The organism is Pantoea dispersa, assembly GCF_019890955.1.
In the GTDB taxonomy this organism is placed as follows: Bacteria; Pseudomonadota; Gammaproteobacteria; order Enterobacterales; family Enterobacteriaceae; genus Pantoea; species Pantoea dispersa.
In genome coordinates this window covers 724,410-742,045 of record NZ_CP082346.1, presented here as the reverse complement: position 1 = coordinate 742,045, position 17,636 = coordinate 724,410, and the positions used below count along the sequence as shown (strand labels likewise).

12 protein-coding genes are annotated in these 17,636 nt (G+C 62.3%); 10 read left to right on the top strand and 2 right to left on the bottom strand.

Annotated features, from left to right (window positions below):
* The first annotated feature begins 87 nt into the window (after positions 1-87).
* From atzF to ettA, 10 genes are all read left to right on the top strand, one after another.
* Positions 88-1,884, top strand: coding sequence for an allophanate hydrolase (gene atzF, locus K7H94_RS03475; protein WP_211726654.1), 1,797 nt, complete (start codon positions 88-90; stop codon positions 1,882-1,884).
* Between the two features lie 2 nt (positions 1,885-1,886).
* Positions 1,887-5,504 carry an urea carboxylase gene (uca, locus tag K7H94_RS03470; protein WP_222951655.1) on the top strand — a complete coding sequence of 1,206 codons (3,618 nt, stop codon included), beginning with the start codon at positions 1,887-1,889 and terminating at the stop codon, positions 5,502-5,504.
* A 9-nt stretch (positions 5,505-5,513) separates the two neighbouring features.
* The gene (locus tag K7H94_RS03465; protein ID WP_021506818.1) at positions 5,514-6,215 is read left to right on the top strand and encodes a GntR family transcriptional regulator; all 702 of its coding nucleotides are present in this window, start codon (positions 5,514-5,516) and stop codon (positions 6,213-6,215) included.
* Between the two features lie 30 nt (positions 6,216-6,245).
* On the top strand, positions 6,246-7,514 hold the full coding sequence (gene urtA / locus K7H94_RS03460) for an urea ABC transporter substrate-binding protein (protein ID WP_031279577.1): 1,269 nt from the start codon (positions 6,246-6,248) through the stop codon (positions 7,512-7,514).
* A 257-nt stretch (positions 7,515-7,771) separates the two neighbouring features.
* Positions 7,772-9,337: an urea ABC transporter permease subunit UrtB gene (gene urtB, locus K7H94_RS03455; RefSeq protein WP_152390464.1), complete on the top strand. Its 1,566-nt coding sequence runs from the start codon at positions 7,772-7,774 to the stop codon at positions 9,335-9,337.
* Positions 9,337-10,413, top strand: a complete 1,077-nt coding sequence (gene urtC, locus K7H94_RS03450) for an urea ABC transporter permease subunit UrtC (RefSeq protein ID WP_152390463.1) — start codon at positions 9,337-9,339, stop codon at positions 10,411-10,413. Before urtB ends, urtC begins: the two co-directional genes overlap by 1 nt.
* Complete coding sequence (gene urtD, locus K7H94_RS03445; RefSeq protein WP_152390462.1) at positions 10,406-11,197, top strand: urea ABC transporter ATP-binding protein UrtD; 792 nt, start codon at positions 10,406-10,408, stop codon at positions 11,195-11,197. Before urtC ends, urtD begins: the two co-directional genes overlap by 8 nt.
* 1 nt (position 11,198) lies before the next feature.
* Positions 11,199-11,897 carry an urea ABC transporter ATP-binding subunit UrtE gene (urtE, locus tag K7H94_RS03440; RefSeq protein WP_141496370.1) on the top strand — a complete coding sequence of 233 codons (699 nt, stop codon included), beginning with the start codon at positions 11,199-11,201 and terminating at the stop codon, positions 11,895-11,897.
* Between the two features lie 113 nt (positions 11,898-12,010).
* Entirely contained in the window at positions 12,011-12,775 is a 765-nt protein-coding gene (gene deoR, locus K7H94_RS03435) for a DNA-binding transcriptional repressor DeoR (RefSeq protein WP_058757230.1), read from the top strand.
* Positions 12,776-12,891: 116 nt separating this feature from the next.
* The gene (gene ettA / locus K7H94_RS03430; protein ID WP_071813584.1) at positions 12,892-14,559 is read left to right on the top strand and encodes an energy-dependent translational throttle protein EttA; all 1,668 of its coding nucleotides are present in this window, start codon (positions 12,892-12,894) and stop codon (positions 14,557-14,559) included.
* 49 nt (positions 14,560-14,608) lie between these two features.
* On the opposite strand, the gene nadR is transcribed toward ettA, so the two are convergent.
* Both nadR and radA read right to left on the bottom strand, forming a co-directional pair.
* Complete coding sequence (nadR, locus tag K7H94_RS03425) at positions 14,609-15,835, bottom strand: multifunctional transcriptional regulator/nicotinamide-nucleotide adenylyltransferase/ribosylnicotinamide kinase NadR (protein ID WP_058781598.1); 1,227 nt, start codon at positions 15,833-15,835, stop codon at positions 14,609-14,611.
* Between the two features lie 405 nt (positions 15,836-16,240).
* Positions 16,241-17,623, bottom strand: coding sequence for a DNA repair protein RadA (gene radA / locus K7H94_RS03420; protein ID WP_021506810.1), 1,383 nt, complete (start codon positions 17,621-17,623; stop codon positions 16,241-16,243).
* Positions 17,624-17,636 lie beyond the last annotated feature (13 nt).

The following is a 17,636-nucleotide window of genomic DNA, read 5'->3' as shown; positions in this document are numbered from 1 at the left end:
AATAGCTACGCGTTTTCATTCAGTTACAACTCTGGCACGTGCTTTGCTCTGTTGAATGCCATCTTGTATACCAGCTGGAATTCACTCATGGCATCGACCTTCGGTTTTACGCTTCAGGATTGGCAACGTTGCGCACAGCAGGATGCACAGCAGATCCCTGCACTGCTGGCCGCACATCTCGACGCACTCGATAACCAGGATAATGCCTGGCTGTACCTCGCTTCGCCGGCCCAGCTGCTGGCGCAGGTTGAACCGCTGCTGGCGGCGTATCAGCGCAATCCGGCCGCCCTGCCGCTGTTTGGCGTGCCGTTTGCCGTCAAAGACAATATTGACGTAGCAGGCTGGCCGACCACCGCCGCCTGCCCGGCGCTGACGTATCAGGCCGCAGCCGATGCCTTCGTGGTGGCCAGGCTGAAAGCGGCAGGCGCTATCGTCATCGGTAAAACCAACCTCGATCAGTACGCGACCGGTCTGGTTGGCACCCGCTCGCCGTATGGCGCGGTGAGCAACACCTTTAACCCGGCCTACGTCAGCGGCGGTTCCAGCTCCGGCTCCGCGTCAGTGCTGGCGCGCGGCCTGGTCGGCTTCTCGCTCGGCACCGATACCGCCGGCTCCGGCCGCGTGCCGGCAGGTTTTAACAATATCGTCGGACTGAAGCCGACCAAAGGCTGGTTCTCGGCCAGCGGCGTGGTACCGGCCTGCCGTCTCAATGACACCATCTCGGTGTTCGCCCTGACGGTTGCCGATGCCTTTAGCGTCGCCAGCATCGCGGGCGGCTACGACGCCGGTGACGCCTACGCGCGCCAGTCGCCACGCAGCGCACCGGCCAGTTTCCAGCCGCAGCCCTCGCTGGCGATCCCTGCCGCGCCGCAGTTTTACGGTGACCAGCAGGCGGAAGCGGCGTGGCTCAGCGCGCTGGAGCAGCTCACGGCGAGCGGTGCGACGCTGCACCCTATCGACTTCGCCCCTTTCCACCAGCTGGCAGAGCAGCTCTATTACGGCCCGTGGGTCGCCGAGCGCACCGTGGCGGTCGGCGAGATGCTCGACCGCCCGGAAGAGATGGATCCGGTGGTGTACGGCATCGTCAGCAGCGGCCGCCAGTACAGCGCCGTCGAGGCGTATCAGGCGGAATACCTGCGTGCCGAACTGACGCGCCAGATCCAGCAGACGCTGGCCCGGTTCGATGCACTGGTGGTGCCGACCTCGCCCACCATTCATACGCTGGAAGAGATGCAGCAGGAGCCGGTGCACTACAACTCGCAGTTCGGCACCTATACCAACTTCACGAACCTGGCTGACCTCAGCGCGCTGGCGCTGCCTGGCCCGTTCCGCGCCGATGGGCTGCCTGCGGGCATCACGCTGATCGCCCCGGCGTGGCACGACCGCGCGCTGGCGACGTTTGGCCTGCGCTGGCAGCAGCAGCTGGCGCTGCCGCTCGGGGCCACCGGCAAAGCGCTGCCGCCGCAGCCCGCCGCGCTGCCGCCGTCGCCTGACCACGTGCGCGTGGCGGTGGTCGGCGCCCATCTCACCGGCATGCCGCTGAATTTCCAGCTCACCACGCGTCAGGCGGTGTGGGTCGAAGAGACGCAAACCGCCAGCCACTATCGCCTGTTCGCCCTGCTTGATGGCCCGATCAAAAAGCCCGGCCTGCTGCGCGGCGACAGCGGTGCCGCCATCACCGTCGAACTGTGGGACATCCCGCTGGCGCGTTTTGGCGAATTCGTCGCGGAAATCCCGGCGCCGCTCGGCATCGGTTCGCTGACGCTGGCGGATGGGCGCATCGTGAAAGGCTTTATCTGCGAACCGGCAGCGCTGACGCAGGCGCTGGAAATCACTGAATTCGGCGGCTGGCGCAACTGGCTGACGTCACAGGGGAATCACTAATCATGTTCAGCACCGTTCTGATTGCTAACCGTGGCGAAATCGCCTGTCGTGCCATCCGCACCCTGAAGCGCCTCGGCGTAACCAGCGTGGCGGTCTATTCGGATGCCGACCGCAATACGCGTCACGTTACCGAAGCCGATGTGGCCATCGCTCTTGGCGGTGACAAAGCCAGCGACAGCTATCTGCGCATCGACAAAATTCTGGCCGCCGCGCAGCAAAGCGGCGCGCAGGCCATCTGGCCCGGCTACGGTTTTCTGTCGGAGAGCCTGCCGTTCGCTGCCGCCTGCGAAGAGGCCGGCATCGCGTTTGTCGGCCCGACCGCGCAGCAGATTGGCGAATTTGGTCTCAAGCATCGCGCCCGTGAGCTGGCCGCCAGCGCCGGCGTGCCGATGACGCCGGGCACGCCGCTGCTCAGTTCGCTGCAGGACGCACTCAGCGCGGCGGAAGATATCGGCTATCCGGTGATGCTGAAAAGCACCGCCGGCGGCGGCGGCATCGGTCTGACCCGCTGCGCCGACGCCACGGCACTGGAAAACGCGTGGGAGAGCGTGCGCCGTCTGGGCGAGCAGTTTTTCAGCGATGCCGGCGTATTTCTTGAACGCTGCATCGATCGTGCGCGCCACGTGGAAGTACAGATTTTTGGCGACGGCAAGGGCAAGGTGATTGCGCTGGGCGAACGCGACTGTTCGCTGCAGCGCCGCAATCAGAAGGTGGTGGAAGAGACGCCGGCTCCTAATCTGCCGCAGGCCACGCGTGAAGCGCTGCTGGCTTCAGCGGTGCGGCTGGGCGAGCTGGTTAATTACCGCAGCGCCGGCACCGTGGAGTACATCTATGACGCCGCGCAGGACGCGTTTTATTTCCTCGAAGTGAACACCCGCCTGCAGGTGGAGCATCCGGTGACCGAGTGCGTCACCGGCCTTGACCTGGTGGAGTGCATGCTGCAGGTGGCGGCGGACGATGCCATCGACTGGGATCGTCTGCAGCAGGCACCGCACGGCGCATCGATTGAGGTGCGGCTGTACGCCGAAGATCCGCTGAAAAACTTCCAGCCGAGCCCGGGCGTGTTAACCCACGTCAGCTTCCCGCCGGCGGTGCGCGTCGACGGCTGGATCGAGACCGGCAGCGAAGTGACGGCGTTTTACGATCCGATGGTGGCCAAACTGATCGTGCATGGCGAAACGCGCGACGCCGCGCTGGCGAAGCTGCAGCAGGCGCTCGACGCTACCCAACTGCACGGCATCGCCACCAATCTCGATTATCTGCGTCAGATCGTGGCGACCGACGCCTTCCGCAGCGGCAACGTCTGGACGCGCTTCCTTGACGGCTTTACGCCGGCGGCCAGCGTCATCGAAGTGCTGCAGCCGGGGACGTTCAGCAGCATTCAGGACTTTCCCGGCCGCCTGGGCTACTGGGACATCGGCGTGCCGCCGTCCGGCCCGATGGATGACTTCGCCTTCCGCCTGGCCAACCGTATCGTCGGCAACCACGCCAGTGCCGCCGGGCTGGAGTTCACCCTGCAGGGCCCGACGCTGCGTTTCCACAGCGATGCACTGATTGCGCTGACCGGTGCCGACTGTCCGGCCGATCTCGACGGCAGCGCGGTCGACTACTGGCAGCCGGTGGCGGTGAAAGCCGGACAAACCCTGACGCTGGGCCGCGCGCAGAGCGGCTGCCGCACCTATTTAGCGGTGCGTAATGGTTTCGATGTGCCGGAGTATCTTGGCAGCCGCGCCACCTTCTCGCTGGGCCAGTTTGGCGGCCACGCCGGACGCACGTTGCGCGTCGCCGACATGCTGCCGATCTCCCAGCCAGCGCTCGCCGCCTGCACCACGCCAGCCCCGGTCAGCGACCCCGAAGCGCTGGATCGCGCGCTGGTGCCGCACTACGGCAGCGAATGGCGCATTGGCGTGCTGTACGGCCCGCACGGCGCACCGGATTTCTTCACCCAGGCTGCCATCGATGAGTTCTTTGCCAGCGACTGGCAGGTGCATTACAACTCCAACCGGCTGGGCGTCCGTCTGGTCGGGCCTAAACCCAGCTGGACGCGCGCTAACGGCGGTGAAGCCGGGCTGCATCCGTCTAACGTACACGACTGCGAATACGCCATCGGCGCGGTGAACTTTACCGGTGACTTCCCGGTGATCCTGACGCACGACGGCCCAAGCCTTGGTGGCTTCGTCTGCCCGGTCACCATCGCCAAAGCCGAGCTGTGGAAAGTCGGCCAGGTCAAACCGGGCGATCGCATCCGCTTCCACCCGATCAGCGCCGACGAAGCGGTCGCGCTGGAGAAAGCCCAGGCGCACAGCGTAACCACGCTGCGCAGCCAGCACGCACCGGCCTTCGCGGTGCCTTCGCTGGCGGCGAGCGACATCGGTTCTGCCACCCTGTTAGCGGCGCTGCCGGCGACCGCCACCACGCCTGCGGCGGTCTACCGCCAGGCGGGCGACAAATATGTGCTGATTGAGTACGGCGATAACGTGCTGGACCTGGCGCTGCGCCTGCGCGTACACCTGCTGATGCAGGCGCTGCGCCAGCGTGCAGAGCCCGGCATTGAAGAGCTGTCGCCCGGCGTGCGCTCGCTGCAGGTGCGCTATGACAGCCTGGTGATCGGTCAGCAGCAGCTGATGACGCTGCTGCTGGAGCTGGAAGCCGGGCTGGGCGACGTCAGCGCGCTGAAAGTGCCGTCGCGCATCGTCTGGCTGCCGATGGCGTTTGAAGACAGCGCCACGCTCGGCGCGGTGGAGCGTTACAAAGAGACGGTTCGCGCCAGCGCGCCGTGGCTGCCGAACAACGTTGACTTCATTCAGCGCATCAATGGACTGGCGAGCCGCGAAGCGGTACGCGACACCCTGTTTGCCGCCAGCTATCTGATTCTCGGTCTCGGCGATGTCTATCTCGGCGCGCCGTGCGCGGTGCCGATCGATCCGCGCCATCGCCTGCTGAGTTCCAAATACAGCCCGGCGCGCACCTTTACCGCCGAAGGCACGGTGGGCATTGGCGGCATGTACATGTGCATCTACGGCATGGATTCACCGGGCGGCTATCAGCTGGTGGGGCGCACGCTGCCCATCTGGAACAAGTTCCTGCAAAACGATCAGTTTGCCGCCGGCGAACCCTGGCTGCTGCGCTTCTTTGACCAGGTGCGTTTCTATCCGGTGAGCGAAGCGGAACTAACGCAGCTGCGTGACGATTTCCGCGCCGGCCGCGCCCGCATTCGCATCGAGCAGAGCGAGTTTGATTTCGCGGCGCATCAGCAGTTCCTCGCCGACAACGCACCGGAAATCAGTGCCTTCCGTGAGCGTCAGGCCGCAGCGTTTGAGCAGGAAGTCACGCTGTGGGCGCAGGAAGAGCAGGAAGCGCCGCTCACCAGTGAAGAGACGCTGGTGGTCGCCGACGCAGAGGACGATGCGCTGGCGGTGTGCGCTGACATGAACGGCAACATCTGGAAAGTGCTGGTTGCGCCGGGCGATACGGTGCAGGCCGGCCAGACGCTGATCATCGTGGAAGCGATGAAGATGGAGCTGGCGATTGTCGCGCCGCAGGCCGGCACGGTGAAACGCATTGCCTGCCAGGCGGGCCGTCCGGTAAGTCCGGGCGACACCCTGCTGTGGCTGGCTTAAGGAGCAGGTATGAACAGTAGCGCGCCCCGCAGCAAAGGCCGTCCCGAAGCGCTGGCCGAAAAGGTTTATCAGGCGCTGAAGCAGGACATCTTTGAATTCCGTCTGATGCCGGGTGACCGCTTCAGCGAAAACGAAATTGCCGAGCGGCTGGCGGTGAGCCGCACGCCGGTGCGTCAGGCACTGTTCTGGCTGGAGCGCGAAGGCTACGTCGAGGTGTGGTTTCGCAGCGGCTGGCAGGTACGGCCGTTCGATTTCGCCTACTTCGAGGAGCTGTACGACTTCCGCACCGTGCTGGAACGCGAAGCGGTGCGCCGCCTGTGCGCGCTGCCGCCGCTGGCCTGCGCGGAAACCCTGACCGCGCTGAAAACCTTCTGGATCGACGATGCCCGGCTGGAAGATGGCAAAGCGGTATCAGCGCACGACGAAGCGTTTCACATGGCGCTGGTGGCCGCGGCGGGCAATCAGGAGATGGCGCGCATCCACGCCGAGCTGACAGAAAAAATCCGCATCATTCGCCGTCTCGACTTCACGCGGGATGACCGGGTCGATGCCACGTACCGCGAGCACGCTCAGATCTTACGGGCGATTTTTCAGCAACACACCGAGGAGGCACAGCGCATTTTAACCGACCACATTGCCGTCAGTAAGGCCGAGGTCAGGAAGATTACGTTGCACATGTTACAGCAGGCTCGGCTTCAACCCATTGAATAACAACAGATAACACAGTTAGGGGTTTAAATGATGAAACGACGTTCGTTGCTTAAAGCTTTCGCGCTCTCCGCTACCGTTGCCAGCATGGGCTTCGCCTTTACCGCACAGGCGGCAGACACCATCAAAGTCGGCATTATGCATTCGCTGTCCGGCACCATGGCGATTTCCGAAACGCCGCTGAAAGATGTGGCGCTGATGACCATCGATGAGATCAACGCCAAAGGCGGTGTGCTGGGCAAGAAGCTGGAACCGGTGGTGGTCGATCCGGCCTCGAACTGGCCGCTGTTCGCCGAAAAAGCGCGCCAGCTGCTGACTCAGGACAAAGTGGCGGTGGTGTTTGGCTGCTGGACGTCGGTCTCGCGCAAATCGGTGCTGCCGGTGTTTGAAGAGCTGAACGGCCTGCTGTTCTATCCGGTGCAGTACGAAGGCGAAGAGATGTCGCCAAACGTGTTCTACACCGGCGCCGCGCCGAACCAGCAGGCGATCCCGGCGGTGCAATATCTGATGAGCGAAGATGGCGGCAGCGCGAAACGCTTCTTCCTGCTCGGCACCGACTATGTCTATCCGCGCACCACCAACAAGATTCTGCGTGCCTTCCTGCATAGCAAAGGCGTGCAGGATAAGGATATCGAAGAGGTGTACACGCCGTTTGGTTACAGCGATTACCAGACCATCGTGTCGAATATCAAAAAATTCTCCGCCGGTGGCAAAACCGCGGTGATCTCCACCATCAACGGCGATTCCAACGTCCCGTTCTACAAAGAGCTGGCGAACCAGGGCATTAAAGCAACCGACATTCCGGTGATCGCCTTCTCGGTGGGGGAAGAAGAGCTGCGCGGCATCGACACCAAACCGCTGGTCGGTCAGCTGGCGGCGTGGAACTACTTTGAGTCAGTGGATAACCCGACTAATGCGAAGTTCGTGGCCGACTACCGCGCTTACGCCAAAGCGCACAACCTGCCGAACGCCAGCACCGTAGTGACCAACGATCCGATGGAAGCCACCTACGTTGGCCTGCACATGTGGGCGCAGGCGGTAGAGAAAGCCGGCACCACCGATGTGGATAAAGTGCGCGCCGCGATGGCCGGACAGACGTTTAAAGCGCCGGACGGATTTACGCTGACCATGGACAAAACCAACCACCATCTGCACAAGCCGGTGATGATTGGTGAGGTGGAGGAGAACGGCCAGTTCAACGTGGTGTGGCAGACCGAACAGCCGGTGCGCGCCCAGCCGTGGAGCCCGTATATCGCCGGGAATGATAAGAAGCCGGACTATCCGGTGAAGTCGGCGCAGTAAGGGGAGGCTGATGGTCCTCGCCCTATGGCCCGCGGGCCCTCACCCCGGCCCTCTCCCAGGGGGAGAGGGAGACGCTGCTGCATGTGAGGGCTGCTGCATGTGAGTGAGCCGCTGCTGCATGTGAGTGAGGCGCTCTTCATTCGCTCGATCGGTTCCCTCTCCCGCTTGCGGGAGAGGGTTAGGGTGAGGGCCAGACAACGCCCTAACCCTGATGAGGGCCACACCGCACCCAACGTAACCATAACAGGATGATCACCATGACACTCCGCCGTATTCTCAGCTGCCTGCTGTTACTGCTGCCGTGGCTGGCGCAGGCCGGTGATGGCGCTGACTTCGCCGCTGCCAGCCGTACGCAGCAGGCGACATTGCTGCAGCAGTGGGCTGCGGCGCCGCAGGCCAGCCGCTTGCCGCTGCTGCAGGCGCTGCGCAATGAAAGCGTGGTTATCGACCAGAACAAGCAGCCGTTCAGCAAACAGGCTGACCAGCTTCTGCCGCTCGACAGCGCCCGGCAGCCGGACGGCGAAACCAAAAAACTCTTCATGAACAACCGGCTGCGCGTGCTGATTGCCAGCGCCCTCGCCGCCCACCAGCTGGTGAGTGACGATCCGGCGACTCGCCTGCGCGCAGCGCAGCAGTTACAAAACGATGCCGCGCCTGACCAGCTGCCGCTGATTGAACAGCGCCTTGCCGCCGAACAGGACAGCAAAGTACGCGCGGTGCTGGCGATGGCCGCCGCGAATCTGCAGCTCGCCAGCCCGGACGCCGCGCTGCGCCTGAAAGCGGTCACGCTGCTCGGAGAATCGGGCGATCCGGCGATGCAGGCCAGCCTGACGCGCTTAACCCAGGCCAGTAACGAACCCGATGCGCAGGTGCGCGCCGCTGCGGCCGCCAGCCTGCAGCACATACAGCAGCGCCTGATGTGGGGCGACTGGCTCGGGCAGGCGTTTACCGGCCTGTCGCTCGGCTCCATTCTGCTGCTGGCCGCGCTTGGCCTGGCGATCACCTACGGCCTGCTGGGCGTAATCAACATGGCGCACGGCGAGATGCTGATGCTCGGCGCCTACGCCACCTGGCTGGTGCAGAATCTGTTCCAGCAATTTGCGCCGCAGTGGCTGGCGTGGTACCCGCTGCTGGCGCTGCCGGTGGCCTTCGCCGTCACCGCCGTAATGGGCATGCTGCTGGAACGCACCATCATCCGCCACTTATACGGTCGCCCGCTGGAGACGCTGCTCGCCACCTGGGGCATCAGCCTGATGCTGATTCAGCTGGTGCGCATGCTGTTTGGCGCGCAGAACCTCGAAGTGGCCAACCCGGGCTGGCTGTCCGGCGGCTGGCAGCTGCTGCCGAATCTGGTGCTGCCGTATAACCGCATCGCGGTGATCCTGTTTGTCATCGCGGTGCTGGCGCTCACCTGGCTGCTGCTGAATAAAACCCGGCTGGGGCTGAATGTGCGGGCGGTCACGCAGAACCGCGCCATGGCCGACTGCTGCGGCGTGCCGACCGGGCGCATCGACATGCTGGCGTTTGGACTCGGTTCCGGCATTGCCGGACTCGGCGGCGTCGCGCTGTCGCAGCTGGGCAATGTCGGGCCGGAACTGGGTCAGGGCTACATCATCGACTCATTCCTCGTGGTGGTGCTCGGCGGCGTCGGTCAGCTGGCCGGCACCGTGGTGGCGGCTTTTGGTCTCGGCATCCTCAACAAAGTGCTGGAGCCGCAGATTGGCGCGGTGCTCGGCAAGATCCTGATCCTCGTGCTGATTGTGCTGTTTATCCAGAAACGTCCCCAGGGTCTGTTTGCCGTTAAAGGGAGGGTGATTGACTGATGAGCCAGCCACTGACCTTACGCGCGGTGCGCAAAGCGCCGCGCCTGAGCCTGATTCTCGGCGTCATCGTGCTCGCGCTGCTGCTGGTGCTGCCGTTCTGCGCCCTGCTGCCCGCCAGCCATCCGCTGGCGATCTCCACCTATACGCTGACGCTGGTGGGCAAAATCCTCTGCTATGCGATTGTCGCGGTGGCGCTGGATCTGGTGTGGGGCTACGCCGGGCTGCTGTCGCTCGGCCACGGGCTGTTTTTTGCCCTCGGCGGCTATGCCATGGGCATGTACCTGATGCGCCAGGCTGCAGGCAGCGGTTTGCCGGCGTTTATGTCGTTTCTGTCGTGGAATGAGCTACCGTGGTTCTGGGCCGGCAGCCAGTACTTTCTCTGGGCGCTGTGCCTGATTGTACTGGTTCCGGGCCTGCTGGCGCTGCTGTTTGGCTTCTTCGCCTTTCGCTCCAGAATCAAAGGCGTCTACTTTTCCATCATGACGCAGGCGCTGACTTACGCTGGCATGCTGCTGTTTTTCCGCAACGAAACCGGCTTTGGCGGCAACAACGGCTTTACCGGTTTTACTACCCTACTCGGTTTCAGCGTCACCGCCACCGGCACGCGTATCGCACTGTTTATCGCGACCGTGCTATTGCTGCTGTTCAGCCTGGCGCTGGGCTTTGCCCTGGCGCGCAGTAAGTTTGGTCGCGTACTGACGGCGGTGCGCGATGCGGAAAACCGTCTGATGTTTATTGGTTACGATCCGAAGGGCTTCAAACTGTTCGTCTGGACGCTCTCTGCCGTGCTGTGCGGGCTGGCTGGTGCGCTGTATGTGCCGCAGGTCGGCATTATCAACCCGAGTGAAATGTCGCCGACCAACTCGATTGAAGCGGCGATTTGGGTGGCGCTCGGCGGACGCGGCACGCTGATTGGCCCGCTGCTGGGTGCGGCCATCGTCAACGGTGCCAAAAGCTGGTTCACCGTCGCCTTCCCGGAATACTGGCTGTTTTTCCTGGGCCTGATGTTCATCCTGGTCACGCTGTTCCTGCCGCGTGGCGTAATTGGCCTGCTGCGCCGGAGGCGTCATGACTGAGCAACTGTTTACCCAACCGCAGCCGGCGGATCGCCATCGTCAGCAAACCGATCCGGTGCTGCTGCTGGAGAACATCAACGTCTCGTTTGACGGCTTCCGCGCGCTGACCGATCTGTCATTGCAGATTGGCGTCGGCGAGCTGCGCTGCGTGATCGGCCCGAACGGCGCGGGAAAAACCACGCTGATGGACGTGATCACCGGCAAAACCCGGCCGGACAGCGGCCAGGTGATCTACGACCAGGATACCGATCTGCGCCAGCTGTCGCCGGTCGAAATCGCCCGCGCCGGCATTGGCCGCAAGTTTCAGAAACCCACGGTGTTTGAAGCGCTGACGGTGTTTGAAAACCTCGAGATCGCGCTGAAAAACGATAAATCGGTGTGGGCCAGCCTGCGCGCCCGGCTTAGCGGCGAGCAGCGCGATCGCATCGACGAGGTGCTGAAACTGCTGCGGCTCGGCGGCGAACGCCAGCGGCAGGCGGGTCTGCTGTCGCACGGGCAGAAGCAGTTTCTCGAAATCGGCATGCTGCTGGTGCAGGAGCCGCACCTGCTGCTGCTGGACGAACCGGCAGCCGGCATGACCGATGCCGAAACCGACTACACCGCCGAGCTGTTCCGCAGCCTGGCGGGCAAGCACTCACTGATGGTGGTGGAACATGACATGGGCTTTGTGGAAACCATTGCCGACCACGTGACGGTGCTGCATCAGGGCCAGGTGCTGGCTGAGGGATCGCTGCGCGAGGTACAGGCGGACGATCGGGTTATCGACGTATATCTGGGGCGCTGAGATGTTACAGGTAGCAGAACTGCATCAATATTACGGCGGCAGCCATATCCTGCGCGGTCTGTCGTTTGAGGCTCGCCCGGGCGAGATAACCTGCCTGCTGGGGCGCAACGGCGTGGGCAAAACCACGCTGCTGAAGTGTCTGATGGGGCTGATTCCGGTCAAATCCGGCGAGGTTCGCTGGCAAAACCAGCTGATTAACACGCGCAAGCCACACCAGCGCGTGCAGGCCGGCATTGCTTATGTGCCGCAGGGGCGCGAAATTTTTCCGCGTCTGACGGTGGAAGAGAACCTGCTGATGGGGCTGGCGCGCTTCTCCGGCGCCCAGGCCAGCCGGGTACCGGAGGAGATCTACCAGCTGTTTCCGGTGCTGCGCGAGATGAAAACGCGGCGCGGTGGCGATCTGTCAGGCGGCCAGCAGCAGCAACTGGCGATCGGCCGGGCGCTGGCCTGCCAGCCGCAGCTGTTGATCCTCGATGAGCCGACCGAAGGGATCCAGCCGTCGGTGATCAAAGAGATCGGTGCGGTGATCCGCCAGCTGGCGCAGCGCGGTGACATGGCGATCCTGCTGGTTGAGCAGTTTTATGATTTCGCCGCCGAACTGGCCGACAGTTATCTGGTGATGTCGCGCGGCGAAATTGTGCAGCGCGGCGCAGGGGTGAATATGGAGAGCGAGGGCGTGCGCGGGCTGGTGGCGATTTAGCCGCGCGGCGGGCGGGCAGGCAGAAGACAGGTTGTTAATCTGCAAGAAAAAACTTATGTTTACCCTCCACCCGGCCATTCCGGCCGCAGCGAAGGTTGAGCGAACAGTTACTGATGGAAACCCGCCGCGACGAACGAATCAATAAGCTGGCGCAGGCGCTGAAACACAGCGACACCCTGCACTTAAAACAGGCCGCGCAACTGCTGGGCGTGTCAGAAATGACCATCCGCCGCGATTTAACCGGCGCGACGCAGGGCGTGGTGCTGCTGGGTGGCTATGTGATGCGCGACCCGCGGCAGAACGTGGCGCACTATTTTGTCAGCGACCAGCAAAACCTCAACGTCAGCAAGAAACGTCTGCTGGCACAGCGGGCTGCCGCGCTGGTACAGGCCAACGACACGGTGTTTTTCGACTGCGGCACCACGTTGCCGCTGGTGATCGAAGCGATTGATAATGATCTGCCCTTCACCGCCATCTGCAGCGCGATCAACACCTTTCTGGCGTTAAAAGAGAAGCCGCACTGTCGAGTGATTCTGTGCGGCGGCGAATTCCACGCCGATAACGCCGTGTTTACCCCGCTCGAGCAGGTCACGGTGCTGGATGCGCTCTGCCCCAATAAAGCCTTTATCTCTGCCGCCGGCATGGACGCCGCGCAGGGTGCCACCTGTTATAACCTCAATGAACTGCCCATCAAGCATCTGGCGCTGCAGCGGGCGCAGACCAAAATCGTGGTCGGCGACAGCAGCAAGTACGGCAAGGTACTGCCGGCGCGCATTGGTGACTTCTCGCTGTTTGATATGCTGGTCAGCGACAGCCCGCCTCCGCCCGCGCTGCTTGCCGTGCTGCAGGCGGCCAGGCTCACCCTGCATTGCGGCTAGCATTATTCCGCCGCTGCGGAAGATTGCGCGCAATGCGGCTGTGATTGCCGGGTGAAAACGGCTAAACTTCAGCATCTGACGTTCCACCCATTACAGACCAAGAGGCTCATCACAACGTGGCTCAATTCGTCTATAGCATGCATCGCGTCGGCAAAGTGGTTCCGCCGAAGCGTCACATTCTGAAGAATATCTCCCTTAGCTTTTTCCCTGGCGCCAAAATTGGCGTACTCGGCCTGAACGGCGCGGGTAAATCGACCCTGCTGCGCATCATGGCCGGCATTGATAAAGATATCGAAGGGGAAGCTCGCCCGCAGCCGGGCATCAAAGTCGGCTATCTGCCGCAGGAACCTCAGCTGAACCCGGAACACACCGTGCGTGAGTCGGTGGAAGAAGCCGTCGCGGAAGTGGTTGGCGCGCTGAAGCGTCTCGACGAAGTGTACGCGCTGTACGCCGATCCGGATGCCGACTTCGACAAGCTGGCCGCTGAGCAGGGTCGTCTTGAAGAAGTGATCCAGGCACACGACGGGCACAACCTGGAAACCCAGCTGAACCGCGCCGCCGATGCCATGCGTCTGCCGGAGTGGGATGCCAAAATCGCCAACCTGTCCGGTGGTGAACGCCGCCGCGTCGCGCTGTGCCGTCTGCTGCTGGAAAAGCCAGACATGCTGCTGCTCGACGAACCGACCAACCACCTGGATGCCGAATCCGTCGCGTGGCTGGAGCGTTTCCTGCACGACTTCGAAGGCACCGTGGTAGCCATCACCCACGACCGTTACTTCCTCGATAACGTTGCCGGCTGGATTCTGGAGCTGGACCGTGGTGAAGGCATTCCATGGGAAGGCAACTACTCTTCATGGCTGGAGCAGAAAGATCAGCGTCTGGCGCAGGAGGCTTCTCAGGAAGCGGCGCGTCGCAAATCGATCGAGAAAGAGCTGGAGTGGGTGCGCCAGGGCGCGAAAGGCCGTCAGTCTAAGGGCAAAGCCCGTCTGGCGCGCTTTGAAGAGCTCAACAACACCGATTATCAGAAACGTAACGAGACCAACGAACTGTTCATTCCACCTGGCGCGCGCCTCGGCGACAAAGTGCTGGAAGTGAAGAATCTGAGCAAAGCGTATGGCGATCGCGTGCTGATTGACGATCTGTCGTTCTCGCTGCCGAAAGGCGCCATCGTCGGTATCATCGGTCCTAACGGCGCCGGTAAATCGACGCTGTTCCGCATGATGTCAGGCCAGGAGCAGCCGGATTCCGGCAGCATTGAGCTGGGCGAAACCGTGAAGCTGGCGTCGGTCGATCAGTTCCGCGATGCGATGGATAATTCAAAAACCGTGTGGGAAGAAGTTTCTGGCGGTCAGGACATTATGCGCATCGGCAACACCGAAATGCCAAGCCGCGCTTATGTCGGTCGCTTTAACTTCAAGGGTACCGATCAGGGCAAACGCGTCGGCGAACTGTCCGGCGGTGAGCGTGGTCGTCTGCACCTGGCGAAACTGCTGCAGGTGGGCGGCAACCTGCTGCTGCTCGATGAGCCAACCAACGACCTGGATATCGAAACCCTGCGCGCACTGGAAAACGCCCTGCTGGAGTTCCCGGGCTGCGCGATGGTGATCTCGCACGACCGCTGGTTCCTCGACCGTATCGCCACCCACATCATCGACTATCAGGATGAAGGTAAAGTGGAGTTCTTCGAAGGTAACTTTACAGAGTACGAAGAGTACAAGAAACGCACCCTCGGCGCCGAAGCGCTGGAGCCGAAGCGTATCAAGTACAAGCGCATGGCGAAGTAATCGCTGTGATAACAAAAAGGCGCCGCGGCGCCTTTTTTGTTGTGCTGCGCTAGCTGCCCAGCATCTGCTTCACCAGCTCGACGCAGCGCAGGAAGCGTGTGTCGTAGTCATCCTCTTTGACGTGCACATATTCAATGTGATTTTCACGCAGCATGGTGACCAGCATCGACTGGAACTCACGGCGATCCATCGAACTGCCGAGGCTGCGCAGGCCGTCGGCCACCCACGGCACATTATTTTCCAGCAGAATCACCAGGTCAAAGCGGTACTCATCGATCAGCGCCTGCACGAACGGGTGCTCGCGCCCTTCATACTTAAGGCAGAACGCCTGGGTAGTGATGAAGTCAGTGTCGATAAACGCCACTTTGTTGGCGTATTTGACGGCGAAATCGATGTATTGCGCCTGGCCGAGCGCGATTTTGTCGTAGTCGGAGTATTGCAGCGCCATCTCGTCGCCGCCGAGGTGCGAGAAGACATAATCGCGGCCATACTCCCACGCGCTGGTGGTGTTGAAGATGTTGGCCAGCTTGTTGACCAGCGTCGATTTGCCGCTCGATTCACCGCCGAGCACCGCCACGGTGCGCACGAAGAACGGCTTCACTTCAGTCGGGATGTACTCCCAGTAGCGGAACGGATCCTGACGAATCTGGCTGCCGCTGATGTTCATAAACGATCGATGCGGATCGATCACCACCGCCGGAATGCCCAGATGCTGCTGATACATCGGCGCATCCGGTTCTTCGCTGGTGTAGACGCAGTCGGGCTCAATGCCCTGCTCCGCGAGAAAGGTTTTCACGCCAGCGCTCCACACGTCCCAGCCGTGCGGATAGGGCTCGATACCCTCTTCGTCGAACGAATGGATGCGGATGTTTTTCTGGTACTTAAAGGTCTGCAGCAGCCAGCGCAGACGATCGCTGATGGTGGGCTGCTGCGACATGGCGCTGTTCTCAAACAGCTGGCGATCGCGCGGATCGTCATGGCCCATGATGATGTGCAGCTCATCGACCTGGCTACAGGCGCGCTGGATCAGGTAGATGTGACCGGTGTGCAGCGGATAGAACTTCCCGAACACCACGCCCACGGTTTTGTCGCGACGCGGGAATTCCAGCCCGAGAAAACGGTGCAGCGCTTCCAGCTTCTGCGCGCTCGGGCTTTTGATTTTGGCATTCAGCAACTGGCTCAGATAGCCTTTGGTCATCCCGCTGGCATCAGCCACCTGCTGCAATGTATGTCCCTGCTGGCGAATCGCGGTTTTCAGATAGTCAAACGATGACATGTGGTGCCTCCTGCATGGAATTAGAGGGATGGTGCGCGCGGGCCCTCACCCCGGCCCTCTCCCGCCCGCGGGAGAGGGGGAAAATCCTGGATAGAGCGATAAATGACAGATCTACGCCGTACTCCCCGCCTCTGCGAACGGTTCCCTCTCCCGCCAGCGGGAGAGGGGGAAATCCTGAACAGAGCGATAAATGGCAGATCAACGCCGTACTTCCCGCCGCTCCGATCGGTTCCCTCTCCCGCCTGCGGGAGAGGAGGAAAATTAGTGCGGCTGGCATGGGAGGTGCCTGGTCAGGTTACTGACCACCAAACCTCTCCGATCGGTCCCCTCTCCCGCTAGCGGGAGAGGGTTAGGGTGAGGGAAAAGGTGGAACCACAAGCCAAACCCCCTCCCCAACAACCCACCTTACAGCTCGTCAAGAATCGCCAGCGCGTCCGCCAGTTTCTTCGCGCTATACACCTTCATACCGTCAATCGCCTTCTTCGGCGCATTCCCTGCCGGCACAATGGCGCGCTTAAAGCCGTGCTTGGCCGCTTCGGAAATGCGCTCCTGGCCGCTCGGCACCGGACGAATCTCCCCGGCCAGCCCGACTTCGCCAAAAATCACCAGATCCTGCGGCAGCGGGCGATCGCGCAGGCTCGACACCATCGCCAGCAGCAGCGCCAGGTCTGCACTGGTCTCGGTGACTTTGACGCCGCCGACCACGTTCACAAACACGTCCTGATCGGCCATCTGCAGGCCGCCGTGACGGTGCAGCACCGCCAGCAGAATCGCCAGACGGTTCTGCTCCAGCCCAACCGCCACACGGCGCGGATTGCCCATCATCGAATGGTCCACCAGCGCCTGAATCTCAACCAGCAGCGGGCGCGTGCCCTCCCAGACCACCATCACCGAACTGCCCGAGGTAATCTCATCGCCGCGTGACAAAAAGATAGCAGACGGGTTACTGACTTCGCGCATGCCCTGCTCGGTCATGGCAAAGACGCCCAGCTCATTCACCGCGCCAAAGCGGTTTTTGTGGCTGCGCAGCGTGCGGAAGCGCGAATCGGCATCGCCGTCCAGCAGCACCGAACAGTCGATGCAGTGCTCCAGCACCTTCGGCCCGGCCAGCGAGCCATCTTTGGTGACGTGACCGACCATGATGATCGCCACGCCGCGCGTTTTGGCGAAGCGCGTCAGGTAAGCGGCGGTTTCCCGCACCTGCGCCACGCTGCCCGGCGATGACTGGATCTCCGCCATGTGCATCACCTGGATCGAGTCGATCACCATCAACTTCGGCTGCTCCTGCTCGGCGATCAGGCAGATCTGCTCGATGCTGGTTTCCGACAGCATATTGAGGTTTTCCGTCGGCAATCCCAGACGATGGGCGCGCATCGCCACCTGCTGCAGCGACTCTTCGCCGGTGACGTATAGGGTTTTCATCCCTTCCGCCAGCTTACACATCACCTGCAACAACAGCGTTGATTTACCGGCGCCAGGGTTACCGCCAATCAGTATCGCGCTGCCTGGCACCACGCCGCCGCCCAGCACGCGGTCAAACTCTTTGAAACTGGTCGAGAAACGCGGCAGCGCTTCCAGACTGATCTCCGACAGCTTCTGCACCCGGCTGGTGCCGGCGCTACCGGCATAGCCGCTCAGGCGCTCATTGCGCGCGGCCGCAGGCGAGGCGGCAATGCGCACCTCGGTAATGGTATTCCAGGCGTGACAGGCGCTGCATTGCCCCTGCCAGCGCGGATAGTCAGCGCCGCATTCGTTACAGACGAAGGCGCGTTTTGCCGCTTTGGCCAAATCAAATCCTCAG